Annotated in this window: 14 protein-coding genes; 11 read left to right on the top strand and 3 right to left on the bottom strand. The window is 68.7% G+C overall.

What is annotated here, in order from left to right; all coding sequences use genetic code 11:
* Positions 1-50: 50 nt before the first annotated feature.
* Positions 51-3560 (bottom strand): SdrD B-like domain-containing protein, encoded by a 3510-nt coding sequence (locus ACFQY2_RS03720; RefSeq protein WP_378744284.1) that lies wholly within the window; start codon positions 3558-3560, stop codon positions 51-53.
* 317 nt (positions 3561-3877) lie between these two features.
* On the opposite strand from ACFQY2_RS03720, the gene purL reads away from it, so the two are divergent.
* The 6 genes from purL (at position 3878) to ACFQY2_RS03690 (ending at position 9243) form a co-directional block, all read left to right on the top strand.
* Positions 3878-6211, top strand: coding sequence for a phosphoribosylformylglycinamidine synthase subunit PurL (gene purL / locus ACFQY2_RS03715; protein ID WP_378744283.1), 2334 nt, complete (start codon positions 3878-3880; stop codon positions 6209-6211).
* Positions 6212-6353: 142 nt separating this feature from the next.
* Complete coding sequence (locus ACFQY2_RS03710; protein ID WP_378744282.1) at positions 6354-6488, top strand: hypothetical protein; 135 nt, start codon at positions 6354-6356, stop codon at positions 6486-6488.
* 142 nt (positions 6489-6630) lie between these two features.
* Positions 6631-7215 (top strand): NADPH-dependent FMN reductase, encoded by a 585-nt coding sequence (locus ACFQY2_RS03705; protein WP_378744280.1) that lies wholly within the window; start codon positions 6631-6633, stop codon positions 7213-7215.
* Positions 7216-7542: 327 nt separating this feature from the next.
* Entirely contained in the window at positions 7543-8028 is a 486-nt protein-coding gene (locus tag ACFQY2_RS03700) for a MarR family winged helix-turn-helix transcriptional regulator (RefSeq protein ID WP_378744279.1), read from the top strand.
* A 498-nt stretch (positions 8029-8526) separates the two neighbouring features.
* Positions 8527-8751: a hypothetical protein gene (locus tag ACFQY2_RS03695; protein WP_378744278.1), complete on the top strand. Its 225-nt coding sequence runs from the start codon at positions 8527-8529 to the stop codon at positions 8749-8751.
* Positions 8752-8865: 114 nt separating this feature from the next.
* Positions 8866-9243 (top strand): hypothetical protein, encoded by a 378-nt coding sequence (locus tag ACFQY2_RS03690; protein WP_378744277.1) that lies wholly within the window; start codon positions 8866-8868, stop codon positions 9241-9243.
* A 47-nt stretch (positions 9244-9290) separates the two neighbouring features.
* On the opposite strand, the gene gnd is transcribed toward ACFQY2_RS03690, so the two are convergent.
* Complete coding sequence (gnd, locus tag ACFQY2_RS03685; RefSeq protein WP_378744276.1) at positions 9291-10346, bottom strand: phosphogluconate dehydrogenase (NAD(+)-dependent, decarboxylating); 1056 nt, start codon at positions 10344-10346, stop codon at positions 9291-9293.
* 98 nt (positions 10347-10444) lie between these two features.
* On the opposite strand from gnd, the gene ACFQY2_RS03680 reads away from it, so the two are divergent.
* The 3 genes from ACFQY2_RS03680 to ACFQY2_RS03670 all read left to right on the top strand — a co-directional run bounded on the left by ACFQY2_RS03680 (position 10445) and on the right by ACFQY2_RS03670 (position 12397).
* A complete protein-coding gene (locus ACFQY2_RS03680; protein ID WP_378744275.1) occupies positions 10445-10789 on the top strand; it encodes a TraR/DksA family transcriptional regulator in 345 nt (114 codons plus the stop codon).
* A gap of 28 nt (positions 10790-10817) precedes the next feature.
* Positions 10818-11522, top strand: coding sequence for an SGNH/GDSL hydrolase family protein (locus ACFQY2_RS03675; protein WP_378744274.1), 705 nt, complete (start codon positions 10818-10820; stop codon positions 11520-11522).
* A gap of 68 nt (positions 11523-11590) precedes the next feature.
* Positions 11591-12397 carry a hypothetical protein gene (locus ACFQY2_RS03670; protein WP_378744272.1) on the top strand — a complete coding sequence of 269 codons (807 nt, stop codon included), beginning with the start codon at positions 11591-11593 and terminating at the stop codon, positions 12395-12397.
* 90 nt (positions 12398-12487) lie between these two features.
* Here ACFQY2_RS03670 and ACFQY2_RS03665 read toward each other — a convergent pair whose 3' ends face one another.
* Entirely contained in the window at positions 12488-13048 is a 561-nt protein-coding gene (locus tag ACFQY2_RS03665; RefSeq protein ID WP_378744271.1) for a TetR/AcrR family transcriptional regulator, read from the bottom strand.
* A 123-nt stretch (positions 13049-13171) separates the two neighbouring features.
* Between ACFQY2_RS03665 and ACFQY2_RS03660 the strand changes: the two genes are divergently transcribed.
* Together ACFQY2_RS03660 and ACFQY2_RS03655 are read left to right on the top strand one after the other, a co-directional pair.
* Positions 13172-13627 carry a nuclear transport factor 2 family protein gene (locus ACFQY2_RS03660; protein ID WP_378744270.1) on the top strand — a complete coding sequence of 152 codons (456 nt, stop codon included), beginning with the start codon at positions 13172-13174 and terminating at the stop codon, positions 13625-13627.
* A gap of 245 nt (positions 13628-13872) precedes the next feature.
* Positions 13873-14826 carry a Gfo/Idh/MocA family protein gene (locus tag ACFQY2_RS03655; protein ID WP_378744269.1) on the top strand — a complete coding sequence of 318 codons (954 nt, stop codon included), beginning with the start codon at positions 13873-13875 and terminating at the stop codon, positions 14824-14826.
* Positions 14827-14901: the final 75 nt, after the last annotated feature.

The following is a 14901-nucleotide window of genomic DNA, read 5'->3' as shown; positions in this document are numbered from 1 at the left end:
GGCCCGCCCCGGATCGCTCCGGGACGGAGCCCTCACGAGGTCATGCCGACTCAGACGCTGCGGCGCTTCCAGAGGAGCGCACCGGCTCCCGCGATGAGCAGCGCGAGCGCCGTACCTGCAAGGCCGATCGGCAGCGAGCCGCCGGTCTTCGCCAGATCGTTCACGCCTGGAGTGCCCGGGTGCGCGGGGTCGACCGGCTGCTCGGGACCGACCGGGTCGATCGGGTCGATCGGGTCGATCGGGTCGATCGGGTCGATCGGGTCGATCGGGTCGACCTGCTCGCGCACGATCACTCCGGCATCCCACGTCGGATCGATGCCCTCCGTCGCGACGACATCCGCCCACGCGTACTCGTGCGTCAGATGGACGTTGTCCTCGCCCAGCACGATCGTCTGCGTCAGCCCCGTCTGCACACCGGCATCCGAGTCCACGACGTCGTCATCGCCGGCATCCGCCTGCGTGAAGGTGTAGAGCTTCTGCTGCTGCGCCGTGAGGGTGAACTTCACGCGGTACTCGCCCGCAGGCAGCTCGTCGAACAGGTAGCGGCCGTACTCGTCGGTGGTCGTGGTCGCGATGACCTCGCCGTCCTTGAGAAGCTCGACGGTCACGCCGGGCAGAACCTGCTCGTCGTCGTCCTGCCTGCCGTCCTTGTTCGCGTCGATCCAGGTCACGTCGCCGACGGCGTACGTCTTCTCGGGCTCGATGGTCTCACCGGGGGTGTTGTACAGCACGACGTCGGCCGAAGCTCCGGTCGCAGCCACGGCGATGCGACTCAGTTCGGTCGCCTTGAGGTACCCGGCCGGAGCGACGTCCTCGCGCAGCCAGTAGGTGCCTGCGGTCTTCACCGTCGGGGTCGCGCCGTCCGCGGTCAGGATCCTGCCGTCGACGACCCTCAGGTCACTCAGCACGACCGTCTGCTGGTCGTCGGCCAGCACCGAGAACCGGGCAGCCCGATCGGTGATCAGCTTCGCACCGTCGGTGCTGTCGCGCTTGAGTAGGCTGAGGGGGTACTCGTTGGTCGGGGTGATCGTGGCACCGGCAGCGCCGATGACGTTCGTGATGCCGACGTTCGCCTGGTAGTCCGTAACGCGCACCTTGAAATACAGCGAGACGGTGGAGTCCCTGACGAGCTGGCCGCGCTCGAGCGTGACCGTATGGGCCGCCGCGTCATAACCGGCGGTGATGTTCGAACCGGGGACCTGGTAGGTGTCACCTGCGGTGACCGCACCGGAGTTCACCTCGTCCGGGGCGACCCAGCCGAGGAACTCGACGCCGTCGGGAAGCACGTCGACGACGTCCTCAACCATGTTCGTGAACGTGCCGTGGGGCATCAGGTCGACGCGGTAGATGAAGTCGCTCTGGGTGAGGCCTCCCTCCGCATCCATCTCCACACGCAGGTTTCCGGTGAACTGGTCGTTGACTGCGTCGTAGACCCGCTTCTGCACCTCCATCTCGTTGCCGAAGCTGGTCGCGCGCGTGCTCGTGCCCGAGGTGTATACGATCTCCTGACCGGCACCCTCGTACCGCGCGGTGTTCTCGACGTCGATGGTCTGCTTGCCCTGCAGCACGTGCGTGGGCAGAGCGACGGTCACGGTCCAGCGACCCGTCAGGGGCTTGTCGGCGGATGCTCCCCAGCTCGCGTCCCTCGGGAATGCGGCGTTGGGAGCGAGCACGAGGTCGCCCTGCTCGTTGATCGACACGTCGAAGGTGTCGCCGTCAAGCGGGTAGTTCCAGTCGTACGTACCGTGGATCGACGCCTTGATGACCGGCAGCGTCTGCTCGGTCACATCGAACACGGTGTGGTCGATCACGTCGATGACGCGCGAGGTCGCGGCGTCCCCGACGCCGGCACCCACGGTGAACGTGTAGGGGATCGTCGTCGACGTACCCGAGGTCAGCGTGATCGTGCCGCCGGGGGTCGTCTTGGCGAACTTCGCCGGGTCGTCGACGCCGCTACTGGTGTCCTTCGGCACGGTGATGGTCGTCGCAGCCGTCTTGGTCTCGTAGCGGCCGTCGGCGTAGACGAAGTAGGCGTTGTTGGTGGCCCGGTAGTGGCTCTGGTACTGGTTGTCGCCGTTCATGGACTGCGGCAGGGCGGCGATGGTCGCGGCTGCGGTGAGCGTGTACGCCTTGGCGGTGTCCTTGCCCAGGTTCACGAACAGATTCTGCCCGGAGATGGCATACGTGTACGCGTACTCGTCAGCGGCGATGGCCTGCTCGATATCGCCGGTGAGGCCCTCCGCCGCCGTGAGCGCGACCGTCGCGCCGGTCTGGTCCACGAGAGCCAGGAAGTCGCCGCCGTCGGCGTCCCACTCGGCCTCCGCCGGCAGGGCGTCGCGCACGACGACGTTGCGGGTCAACGCGAACGGACCCTCGGCGAAGTCGGCGAAGACGCGCAGATCGGCGCTCAGTGTGTACGCGACGGGGATGGACTCCTCGAGAGCGGCTCCCGCGGCGAGCTGCTGTTCGAGGGTGACTGCTGAGGGGTTGACGGTCTTGCCGAATGCGGTGCCGGTGCCCGGACGGTCCGCGCCCTTGACGCTGCCGCGCACCTCAGTGCGCGCGGAGTGCTGCTGGCCGTTCACGTCGACCTGGTTCGTGAGGGCCACCGTGTAGGAGCCGCCGTTGACCTTGTCGACCCGGTCGTACGCGGCCTGCAGCTCATCGCGCAGAGCGGCGAGCGCGGCAGCATCCGCGATCCTCGCCTGGTAGGTGAACGTGTACGTCGAGTTCGCCTCCGCGCTGAAGAAGTGGGTGAAGCTGGCGCCGGAGATGCTCGGCAGGCCGCTGAGCGCGGTCGTCACCGGATTGAGGTCGTCGGCGTCGCGCACGACCTTGCTTCCGCTCAGCGATCCCGGCACGAACGTGAGGTGCGCGCCGAGCGTGTCAGCGATGGTGACCTCGCGCGCCGCCTTGCTGGCGACGGTGACGGTGTACGGCAGGACGACGTCCAGCGCGCTCTCGTCGATGACGACCGTGCCGTCGACGACGGTGTGCGGGATGGATGCTGCGCCAACCCTCTTGTTCGACCAGGTCGTCGTGGCCTGCGGCGACTCGCCGGGTTCGGTGACGATCACGCGATGGGTGGTGGGCGCTCCGTCCACATTCCAGACCAGGTCGCGCACGCCGGACTCCGTGATTTCGTCGACTGTGAACCTCAGGTCGAGGACGCCCTGGTTGACGTCGCTGGGGAACGGGTTCTTGAACGTCACCACGAGCTGACCCGCGTCGTTGACCACGAGCGATTCGACCGCCTTGTTCCCGGCGGGGACGACCAGCGCCGCGTCGGGGATCGTGATCCCATAGGGCAGGCCGATGGAGACGGCGGCGCCGTCATCCATGCTCCCGTACCCGAGCTGGAAGTCGTACGTGCCGCCCTCGGTCAAGACGGGCATGCCGTTGTGGCTGCCGCTGGTCGACGGCGGATACACCGTCACCGAGCCGCCGGCGGCGAACGCCGGTGCGCTCACGCCTCCGACCGAGAGCATGGCGACGAGGATGCCGGCCAGCCAATGCATGAAAGTGCGCGCGCGGTGGCGCGGCGCAGTGTGTTCGAACATGGTTCTCCCAGAGCAAGCGAAAGGGACACGCGTGGATTCGCGCGTCCCTGCGTCGGCGTCGCGGTCGCGACGCTCAGGCGACTACGCCGGATTCGGGTCCGAGGCGGTCACTGCGAGAGCTGAAATGCTCCCTGCACCTGATGAGACGACGTGGGACCCGTTTCATTACGCACTTGGCCGAATTCTTCTCGTGCGGGCGCCGCAGGTCGGGAACTGCACGCAGCAGGGCGCTGAGCAAACCGGACCACAAGAGGTCCGTCGTCTAGTGCCCGATAGACTGGTCTCGCCCCGCTTCTCCCCTCTTCCCTGGAGCCCGCGTGTCCGCCGCATCCTCTGCCCCCACCCACGTTCCCGACTCCGTCGAGAACGCCCTCGCGACACCCGAGAAGGAGCAGCCCTACGCGGCGCTCGGACTCAAGGACGACGAGTACGCCCGCATCCGCGAGATCCTCGGCCGCCGCCCCACCTCGGGCGAGCTGGCGATGTACTCGGTGATGTGGTCGGAGCACTGCTCGTACAAGTCGTCGAAGAACTACCTGCGCCGGTTCGGCCAGAAGGTCTCCGAGGAGATGAAGGAACGGCTCATGGTCGGCATGGGCCAGAACGCCGGCGTCGTCGACGTGGGCGAGGGCTGGGCGGTCACCTTCAAGGCCGAGTCGCACAACCACCCCTCCTTCATCGAGCCGTTCCAGGGCGCCGCGACCGGCGTGGGCGGCATCGTCCGCGACATCATCTCCATGGGCGCGCGCCCCGTCGCCGTGATGGACGCGCTGCGCTTCGGCGCGATCGACCACCCCGACACCCCCCGCGTGGTGCACGGCGTCACCGCCGGCATCAGTTTCTACGGCAACTGCCTGGGCCTGCCGAACATCGGCGGCGAGACCGTCTTCGACGCCGTCTACCAGGCCAACCCGCTCGTGAACGCGCTCGCGGTCGGCGTCCTCCGCCACGAGGACCTCAAGCTCGCGAACGCCACCGGCGTCGGCAACAAGGTCGTCCTGTTCGGCGCACGCACGGGCGGCGACGGCATCGGCGGCGCCAGCATCCTGGCATCCGACACCTTCGCCGACGGCGGACCGACCAAGCGCCCCGCCGTGCAGGTCGGCGACCCGTTCGCCGAGAAGGTGCTCATCGAGTGCTGTCTGGAGCTGTACCGCGACGAGCTGGTCGAAGCCATCCAGGACCTCGGCGCCGCCGGCATCTCCTGCGCCACGTCCGAGCTGGCCGCCAACGGCAACAGCGGCATGAAGGTCTCGCTGGACAACGTGCTGCTGCGCGACCCCACACTCACGGCCGAGGAGATCCTCATGTCGGAGTCCCAGGAGCGGATGATGGCGATCGTCGCCCCCGAGAAGCTCGACGCCTTCATGGCCGTGGTGGACAAGTGGGAGGTCGAGACGAGCGTGCTCGGCGAGGTCACCGGCGACGGACGCCTCGTCATCGACTGGCAGGGCGAGCGCATCGTCGACGTCGACCCGTCGACGGTCGCGGTCGACGGCCCGGTCTACGACCGCCCGGTCGCCTACCCGACGTGGCTCGACGCACTGCAAGCGGATGCCGCGGAGCTGCTGCCCCGCTCGAACGACCCGGCCGTGCTGCGCGAGCAGTTCCTGGCGCTGCTGGGCTCGCCGAACCTGGCCGACACGAGCTGGATCACCAACCAGTACGACTACTACGTCGGCGGCAACACGGCACTGGCCTTCCCCGATGACGCCGGCATGATCCGGGTCGACGAGGAGTCCGGTCTGGGCTTCGCGATCGCCACCGATGCCAACGGCCGCTACTCCCAGCTCGACCCCTACGCGGGCGCGCAGCTGGCCCTCGCCGAGGCGTACCGCAACGTCGCCGTCACCGGCGCCGAGCCCACGGCGATCACCGACTGCCTGAACTTCGGTTCCCCCGAGAACCCCGAGGTCATGTGGCAGTTCGGGCAGACCGTCGACGGCCTGGCCGACGGATGCTACGAGCTGGGCACCCCGGTGACCGGCGGCAACGTGTCGTTCTACAACCAGACCGGCGACGTGCCGATCCACCCCACCCCGCTGGTGGGCGTGATGGGCATCATCGAGGACGTCTCCCGCCGCATCCCGTCGGGCTGGCAGGACGAGGGGCAGAACATCTATCTGCTCGGCACCACGGCCACCGAGCTGTCGGGTTCGGCCTGGGCGGATGTCGTGCACGATCACCTGGGCGGCCTGCCGCCGACCGTGGACCTCGCCGGCGAGAAGCGTCTGGCAGGACTGCTCGCCGCCGCCCGCGACGAGTGGCTGATCTCCTCCGCCCACGACCTGTCCGAGGGCGGCCTGGGTCAGGCTCTCGCCGAGGGCGCCATGCGCTTCGGCCTCGGCGCCCGCGTGTGGCTGACCGAGCTCATGGAGCGCGACGGGGTGGATGCCGCGTCCGCGCTGTTCTCCGAGTCGGCGGGCCGCGTGATCGTGACCGTCCCGCGTGAGGACGACGTGAAGTTCCGCGGCCTCTGCGAGGGTCGCGACTACCCGGTGCTGCGCATCGGAGTCACCGACTCGGAGCCCGCACTCGAGGTGCAGGACGTCTTCACCATCACCGTCGACGAGCTGCGCGAGACCTCGCGTGCCACCCTGCCTGCCGTCTTCGGTCCGACGGTCGCCGAGCCGGCTGCGACGTCGGCGTGAGGAGCACCACGAGGTTCACGCTGCTCTTTTCTGCTCGTGTTGCGGATATCTGCGCCGCGTGAGCAGAATTCAGCAGCGCGAACCGTCACGGATGCAGAAAAGGACAGCGCGGACAGCGATGAGCAGCACGAATGATCGACCGATGGACGCCGACGATGAGTACGGCGACTTCGGCGAGCGACGCAATCGCCGCATCCGCATGGTCGCCTGGGTCACGATCGTCGCTCTGATCGTCGGCGGCGGCGGCGCGAGCCTGGCCACACTGCTCTTCGGGTAGGCGCATCCGCGCGGCCTGCAAGTAAGCGCGCCGGTGCCGCGCCTTCCGTAACGTACGGAATAAATGCATAACTAGTCATGTTTCGTCGTGGGGGGCCCGGCCTGGGTCTCTCCATCGACCCCGTGAAAGGGAACCTCGACACATGACAAGAATCGGGATCATCCTCGGCAGCACTCGCCCCGGACGCAACGGCGAAGCCGTCGCTCACTGGATCAACGACAGGGCCCAGCGGCGGGAGGCGGCCGAGTACGAACTCATCGACCTCGCCGACTTCGAGCTGCCTCACCTCGATGAGCCTGTGCCTGCCGCCATGGGGCAATATGCGCACGAGCACACCAAGAAGTGGGCGCAGACGATCGAGCGCTTCGACGGCTACATCCTCGTGACGCCCGAGTACAACCACTCCACGTCGGGCGCGCTCAAGAACGCGATCGATTTCGTCGGCTCGGAGTGGGCCGACAAGGCGGCGGGGTTCGTCGGCTACGGCGTCTACGGCGGGGTTCGCGCGATCGAACACCTTCGGCTGGTGTTCTCGCAGCTCCAGGTCGCCACGGTGAGCGCGGCGGCGACGTTCAACCTCATCACGGACTTCGAGAACATGAGCACGTTCCGTCCTGCCGACTACCACGAGGCATCCGTGTCTGCGCTCTTCGACCAGGTGGAGGCCTGGTCCGAGGCGCTCGCGTCCGTGCGCGCGCAGCGGTCGGACGAAGAACTGGCCGCGTAACCGAGCTCTTCCGGTGACCCCTGGCCCTTGGGTCAGGGGTCACTGTCGTCCTGTGGTCCGACGAATCGCCCTGGCGGGAACGGCGGTCGCCTTCACGAGCCTCTCTCGGCGCGGGTGCCCTGACACCGCAGCGGAGGGCTCGTCGCCCCGGGGCGGGATCACGGATGCGGCAGCCTCCGAGGAAGTGCGTGAGCTGCCCAGGCACGGCAATCACCGGGTGATGGCATCACCACCGCGGAGCGCCTCGGAGCGGTAGGTTGTCAGGAGTCTCACTGTTCCGGGGCGCCGGTGCGACGGATCAACGAGATCTTCGACGGGAGTGTGACGGTGACCTCACGAAGCCGCCTCGCCAACGAGGCCTGGGAGGCGTATTTCCGCACCCAGGCGACGTTGGTGCGAGAGTTCGCCGAAGCAGATATATGGCGGGGACTGCAGTCGACCGAGTACGCCGTGATGCTCGCCCTCGCGGGCGAGCCGGAGGGACTGCGCATCACCCAGCTCGGCGAGGATGTGCTCATCACGCAGGCCGGCATGTCCCGCCTGATCCTGCGGCTCGAGAAGCGCGGCATCGTGCAGCGCGTCGCGGATACCGCGGATGGGCGCGCGCAGCGGGTCCGATTGACCTCCAGTGGTCTCGCCCTCCAGCGGCAGGTGGGGCGTGATGTCGCCCGGCGCATCACGACGGTGATGACGCGCGCACTCGACGACACCCAGCTCGTCGCCCTTCGGGACCTCAGTCTCACCATGCTTGCGCACGCGCCGGGCCCCGCTGCAGAGGTGCAGCAGCGCATCCTGGCGAAGGGGAGGCGCTAGCCGCGTCCGCACGGTTCGGCATGCCGGGAACCGCTCGAGTGACGTGATCGGTTCAGGCTGCGCCTGATCGCGAAGCGCAATCCGCCGCAGCCATTCCGCTGATGCGACCGCCTGCACCCCGCAAGTCACGACAAGATGTGGCGACGTCCCGCCGTCCGAGATGATCTGCGCGGCTCGACCATGGCATCCACGATGCGTCTCATCCAGGCAGTCCTCGGCGATCATCTCCCGCACACGCGCGAGGAATGCGGGCCGTCGGTGTCGAGGATGGTGCGCAGTTCGCTGAGCGCCTGATCACGCTCGATGGACAGGGCATATCCGCGGCCGGCGGCTCCGCCGCGACCGAACGGATCATCCGGTCGAAGTGGAATCGCGAGAAGCCGATCCGGGATGCGAGCTCGTCGCCTGCTCGATCGCTCTTGCGGAGATTTCGCGCAGCGTCTGGGCGGGTGGTCTCGGGCGGGGTTCCGGTGGGCGCCTTCGCCGTAGGCTGGGCGCATGGCCCGTCGCAAGCGCCCGTTCCTCACCACCGCCGTCGTGCTGTGGGCGGCCGCCGTCATGCTGGTCGCGCCCGCCGTCGGTCAGCTGTTCAACGGCATCCCGCTGAACCAGGGCGTCGCGCCGATCGGCTTGACGCTCGGGCCGCTGCTCGCGATCGCCGGGATCCTGCTGTTCCTCGTGAAGAAGCCGGAGCCCCAGCGGCCTCCCGAGCCGCTGGACTGACACCGGCACGGGTTCGCTGCGACGTCCGCCTCCCGCGAGGTCGTCATCAACCTGCCCTCCCGCCGAGAGGTCGATCTGGTCGACCGGCTGGCTCTCACCACCGGCCGGACGAACGTGTCGGACCGCAAGTACGCCGCCGGCTATCGCACCGTGCAGGACAAGTTCGCGCACGCGGGCGCGACGCTGCTCGCATCCGAGACCGTCGCACCACCGCGGGTCGCCGAGCTGCCCGTGCATCTGGAAGGGGTGGTCTGCGCGGTGCATCCGCTGGATGGGGTCGCCGATCCCGCGCTGGCGGACTGCCTCTCCGTCGAGGTCGCCATCACGCGCGTCCATGTCCGCGAATCACTGCGCCTCATCGGCCACCACAACCGCATCGACCCGGAGCGCTGGCAGCCCCTGATCCTCAGCTTCCAGCGCTTCTTCGGGCTCGGCGAAGAGGCCATGCCCTCACGCCTCGCCTCGATCGACGAGGAGTGGTACCGGAGCTGAGCCCGCCGCGCTCGGAGTAAGGCGGTCCCCGCTCCGGCAGGCGCCGCTCAGGCGGTGTCCGACTTCCGACCGCCGGCCTCGAGCACGTCGCCCGCAGGCAGCTCCTGGTGGCCGCCGAACTGCAGGCGCATCGCCGAGAGCACCTGGTTCGCGAACTGGTCCTCGTCGCGCGACGCGAAGCGCTCGAACAACGACGCGGCGAGCACAGGCACAGGCACGCCGACGTCGATGGCGGCCTTCACGGTCCACCGGCCCTCACCGGAGTCGGACACGCGACCGGCGAGGCCGTCGAGGGTGGGGTTCTGGTTCAGCGCGGTGGCGGTGAGGTCGAGCAGCCACGACGAGATCACCGACCCGCGACGCCACAGCTCGGACACGGCAGCCGTGTCGATCGGGAACTGATAGAACTCCGGCTCCTCCATCGGAGCGATCTCAGCGGAGTGCTCAGCCTCCCGCACGCCGGCATCCGCGTTGTTGAGGATGTTCAGGCCCTCGGCGATCGCCGCCATGATGCCGTACTCGATGCCGTTGTGCACCATCTTCACGAAGTGCCCCGAGCCCGAAGGGCCGCAGTGCAGGTAGCCCTGCTCCTCGGGAGCCAGGTCGCCGGTGCGTCCTGGGGTACGCTCGATCTCGCCCACGCCGGGGGCGATGGTCTTCAGCAGCGGTTCGATGTGTCTGACAGCCGCGTCGGATCCGCCGACCATCAGGCAGTATCCGCGGTCCAGGCCGAAGACGCCGCCGCTGGTGCCGGCGTCGACGTATTCGATGCCCTTCTCGCGCATCGCCTTCGCACGCCGCACGTCGTCGCGGTAGTTCGAGTTCCCGCCGTCGATGATGATGTCACCCGGTTCGAGCACCTCGGCCACCTGCTCGGCGACCTTCCCGGTCAGAGACGCGGGAACCATCAGCCACACCACACGCGGGGTCTGCAGCTTCGCGGCGAAGTCCTTGAGATCCGATGCCCCCGTCGCCCCCTCCTCTGAGAGCGCCTTCACGGCATCCTGATTCACGTCGTAGGCGACGCAATCGTGTCCGTCTCGCATCAGCCGCCGCACGATGTTCGCGCCCATCCGGCCGAGTCCGATCATTCCCAGTTGCATCGCTTCTCCTTGCTTCCGCATCGTGAACGTCCTCCACTCAGTATGCGCGGCAAGCAGGCACCCAGGGGCTGTCCCGGTCGAGCACGTAGGGTGTGGGCATGACCGGGATCAGTCGTGAGATGCTCGCCGAGCGGAGGGCGGATGCCGTCGCGCGCGCCGACTCCGCCGCATCCGCCCTGGCCGAGCTCGTCCACGACCGGCAGGGTTCGAACGACGACGACGAGCATGACCCCGAGGGCGTGACGCTGTCGTCGGAGTGGTCCCGCCTCTCGGCGCTGTCGGATGCCGCGGCCGACGAGGTGCGTCGTTTCGACGACGCCCTGATGCGGTGGGATGCCGGAACGTACGGCGTCTGCGCGTCGTGCGGCAAGCCCATCCCGGCGGGCCGCCTGGAGGTGCGGCCGTTCGCGGAGCTGTGCGTGCCGTGCGCGGAGAAGAGCTGACGTCTCCCGATCCGGCAGGATGGACCTCATGACCTCCGACGCAACCGCCCTGCGCACACTTCTCGACAGCGGCACGCCACTGAACTGGGTTCTCACCGGCGACTCGATCACCCACGGGATGGTCCACACTCAGGGCGGACGCAACTACGTCGAGCACATGCATGCGCTCATCCGCGGCGACCTGGATCGCGTTCAGGATGCCGTGATCAACACGGCGATCGGCGGATGGCGGCTGGACCAGCTGCTCGCCGACTTCGACCGCCGCGTCGCCACCTGGCGCCCGCACGTCGTCACCCTGATGATCGGCACGAACGACTGCGTCTCCGCTGCAGGGGCGCCCCTGATCGAGCCCGCTCAGTTCGCCGCATCCGTCACCGACTTCGTCGCGCGCGTGCGCGAGCTCGACGCCATCCCGGTGCTGCAGACCCCGCCCACGATCGATCCGCGGAACGCGCCCGAGCGCGCCCGGATCGTCGAGTTCGCCCAGGCCATCCGCGACGTCGCCGCCGCGCAGGGCGCACTCCTCGTCGACCAGTACGCCCGCTTCGCGGAGTTCAACCACGCCCGCCAGGGAGAGGTGGCCTGGGGGCTGCTGAACGACCCGTTCCACCCCGGCGCGACCGGGCATGCCCTGATGGCGCTCGCTCTCGCGGAGGCTCTCGATCTCGCCCCCGCGCCCGATCGTGATCGCGTGCTGCCGGTGCTGCGGGCCCAGGTGAACGCCGCGCGCTGAACCGGCCGGGAGTGCGTCGCTCAGGCACCGGCGCGGATCGAGCGCGCGGTCATTAGGCTGGCACCATCATGGATCCCGAGTTCTGGAACTTCGCCCGCGACTACTGGTGGCTGATCTTCCCCATCATGGGCGTCGCCGGCGGCATCGCCCAGAAGTGGGAACGCAGCGCGAGCCGTCGCCACAAGCGACGCCTGGAGACGCTGCAGTTGAAGGCGCAGATCAAGACCGCCGAGATCCGGGCCCGGGGCATCGGCAGCATCGCGACGTCGCCGGTGGCGCAGAAGGCCGCGCAACCGGCATCCGTCCCTTCGAACGAGCTGCTCGAGCGCCTGTTCGCGGAGCACGACGAGATCACCGCGCGCTGGCTCGACTACGAGCTCGACGTCGCCAAGCTCATCGCCTTTCCCGCCATGAGCGACGGCCGCCAACCGCTGACCGCGGCGTTCCTGCGGGCGAAGAAGACGGCGGATGCGCTGCGCCCGGCGTCCGCGGACTCCAAGGTCACCGAGCAGCGCGTGACGGAGTACCTGGACGCTGTCGGCAACTACGCGGTCGCTTTCGAGGTCGCCGAGCGCGACGCCCGCAGGCTGCGCGACTCGTCGTTCAGCCCCGACGAGCGCAAGCGCCTCGACCGCGCCCAGCACATGCTGAAGGTCGCACTGGACGAGTCGGCCACCCGCGCCGAACGACAGGTCGCGTACAAGCGCGTGCGCGATGAGCTGGAGGGCCTCCTCCTGTTATCCGACGAGGCCGTGCAGGTGCTGGAGAAGAAGGTCGCCGGCGAGCTGTCGGCCGGTCCTGCCGCTGCACCTGTTCCGCCGCCGGCCCCCGAGCCCGAGCGGAAGCCGCTGCAGCGCGACGACCCGCAGGCCTGAACCGTCCCGGGTCCAGGACGAACGCCGTTCTGAACGACGCTGGCGCGCACTGCATCCGTCAAGTGGATGCTGGCGCTCTGCATCCAGGAGTCAGACCACTATCGCACGTGTGAGGGCGGCGAGGCCGCTGCGGATGCGGTCGGGTTCGTCGCGCAGGTACTCGATGAGGTCACTGCGGACGGCAGCCAGCAATGCGTGTGCCAGGAAGGGCGCGTCGTGGGGCCCTCGTACCTCCGTGACGATGCCAGCCAGGTGCGCGTGCCACGGGTCGTACATGACGGTGGCATACGGGCTGCCATTGCCGGCGTTCTCGAGCGCGAGCATCAAGGCCCGGTTCTGCGTCTTGAAGGTCAGCAGGGCGTCGAGCGCGCTCAGGGCGCGTTCGGCAGGGGTTGCCGCCTCGGCGGCCATCTGGGCGGTGAAGTCGGCGAACAGGCTCGCGTTGCGCTGTTCCACCAGGGCCAGGATCAGGCCGAGCCGGTCACCGAAGCCTCTGAACAGGGTGCCCTTGCCGACCCCGGCGGCGGCGGCGATGTCGTTCATCGAGACCCGCTCCGGATCGTCCGCGGCGTCGAAGAGCCGGGCCGCCGCCTCCAGCACCATTGCCCGGTTGCGCACCGCGTCCACCCGCTGCTTGCGCTCGTGTTCCATGCCCGCCTCCCGCGCTGCTTGCATCCGGACCAGCGGTCCGTATAGTCTAAGTGGACCGATGGTCCGAATCATCGTACCGTGCGGTCGTCGCGACGACGGCCGCCCTCACCAAGGAGTACCACCATGTCAGATACCCAGGATGCCACCACTGCCGACCGGCGCCGCGCCGCCCAGGACGTCTTCCGTCGCCACCTCGAACTGCTGTCCGCCGGCCGCGTGCAGGAGTGGGTCGAGTTGTGGGCCGACGACGGAACCATCGAGCACCCGTTCGCACCGGACGGCGTGCGCTCGCACGCCAGCGGCAAGAGCGACATGTTCGACTACATCAAGCACTTCCCCGAGGTCTTCTCCGTCACCTTCACCGAACCGCAGTTCCACGAGACGACGGACCCGGACTTGGTCATCGCCGAGTTCCGGGCGGAGGGAATCGCGATTCCCACCGGCAACCGCTACGACCAGCAGTACATCAATGTCGTCCGCACCAAGGACGGGAAGCTCGTGCACTACCTCGACTTCTGGAACCCGCTGGTCGCCCTCTCCGCGATGGGCCAGGACCTGACCACGGCCTTCTTCGACTGACGGCTCCGCAGCGCCGCCGGCCGGGGTCCCCGGGACGACAACCGGCCGGCTGCGGCAGCACACCGGCGACAGCGGAGCCGAAGGGTGCGCCGGCGATCATGGATCGCCGGCGCACCCTTGTCGCCTGACCCGACCCGCACGAATTCAGGACGGATGCGGTTCTGAAGGACGCCGGCCCGCCAGGCGTCCTTCAGAAGTGCCGACATCCTTCAGAAGTGGGTGCGCTGCGTCATAGGCTCGGCACCATGGACAGCGCACCGCGGATCGGGATCGTCGGCGCGGGAGGCATCGCCCCGCCGCACATCGAGGGCTGGCTCGCGCTGGGTGCCGAGCTCGGCATCCTGCGTCGCACCGGAGCGGATGCTCTCGCCGAGCGATACGGCATCCGGATCCTCGACACGCTCGACCAGCTCCTGGACGAATCCGACATCGTCGACATCGTCAGCCCGACCGCCACGCATCCCGACGTCGCGCGGGCCGCGTTCGCGCGGGGCCGGCACGTGGTGTGCGAGAAGCCGCTCGCGGTCACGGCTCCCGAGGCGCAAGCGATGGCGGATGCGGCCCGCGTCGCCGGCGTGCGGCTCTTCCCCGCGCACGTCGTGCGCTATTTCGACGGCTACCTGCGGCTGCACGATCGGCGGGAGACCGTGGGGCGGATGCTGGAGCTCACGTTCCGCCGGACGGTCGCAGCCCCCTCGGCGGCGTGGTTCTACTCGCAGCAGCTCGGCGGCGGGCTGATCCGCGACCTGATGATCCACGATCTCGATCAGGCGCTCTGGCTGGCGGGACCCGTGGCCGAGGTGTCCGCCACGCAGGATCCGCCCGGTGATCCTGACACGGGAGCCACCCCGCAGCCGCCGGTCTCCGCACACGTGACCCTCACCCACGCCAACGGCGCGATCAGCCATGTGCGCGCGGACTGGTCCGAGCCGGGAACGCCGTTCCGCTCGCAGGCCGAGATCGCGGGATCGGATGGCGTGCTGCGGTTCGACACCGACGAGCTGGACGGCGGCACGCGCGAGGGCTATCTGCCACCGGCATCCGGCCCCGACCCGTACCAGGCTCAGCTCGCCGACTTCCTCGATGCGACCCGCACCGGACGCGACGCCCGCATCACGCCGGAGGACGGCGTGGCGGCCGTCGCGCTCGTGGATGCCGCATACGCGTCGCTCGCCTCCGGGCATCCGGTGGTGCTCTGACCGTCCTTCCCGCGATCCTGCCTGAAGGACGGATGCGCTTCTGAAGGAGAATCCAGCGCGCTGCGTCCTCGAGAC

The organism is Microbacterium sp. GCM10027623 (assembly GCF_042666935.1).
Classification (GTDB): Bacteria; Actinomycetota; Actinomycetes; order Actinomycetales; family Microbacteriaceae; genus Microbacterium.
Note: the sequence above shows the minus strand (reverse complement) of the source record. Positions and strands in the feature narration are given on the sequence as shown.

Bases quoted from the DNA above. Each gene is read 5' to 3' on its own strand.
- ACFQY2_RS03720 (WP_378744284.1), bottom strand. From the start codon at position 3,560: ATGTTCGAACACACTGCGCCGCGCCACCGCGCGCGCACTTTCATGCAT.
- ACFQY2_RS03710 (WP_378744282.1), top strand. From the start codon at position 6,354: ATGGACGCCGACGATGAGTACGGCGACTTCGGCGAGCGACGCAATCGC.
- ACFQY2_RS03705 (WP_378744280.1), top strand. From the start codon at position 6,631: ATGACAAGAATCGGGATCATCCTCGGCAGCACTCGCCCCGGACGCAAC.
- ACFQY2_RS03695 (WP_378744278.1), top strand. From the start codon at position 8,527: ATGGCCCGTCGCAAGCGCCCGTTCCTCACCACCGCCGTCGTGCTGTGG.
- gnd (WP_378744276.1), bottom strand. From the start codon at position 10,346: ATGCAACTGGGAATGATCGGACTCGGCCGGATGGGCGCGAACATCGTG.
- ACFQY2_RS03680 (WP_378744275.1), top strand. From the start codon at position 10,445: ATGACCGGGATCAGTCGTGAGATGCTCGCCGAGCGGAGGGCGGATGCC.
- ACFQY2_RS03675 (WP_378744274.1), top strand. From the start codon at position 10,818: ATGACCTCCGACGCAACCGCCCTGCGCACACTTCTCGACAGCGGCACG.
- ACFQY2_RS03670 (WP_378744272.1), top strand. From the start codon at position 11,591: ATGGATCCCGAGTTCTGGAACTTCGCCCGCGACTACTGGTGGCTGATC.
- ACFQY2_RS03665 (WP_378744271.1), bottom strand. From the start codon at position 13,048: ATGGAACACGAGCGCAAGCAGCGGGTGGACGCGGTGCGCAACCGGGCA.
- ACFQY2_RS03660 (WP_378744270.1), top strand. From the start codon at position 13,172: ATGTCAGATACCCAGGATGCCACCACTGCCGACCGGCGCCGCGCCGCC.
- ACFQY2_RS03655 (WP_378744269.1), top strand. From the start codon at position 13,873: ATGGACAGCGCACCGCGGATCGGGATCGTCGGCGCGGGAGGCATCGCC.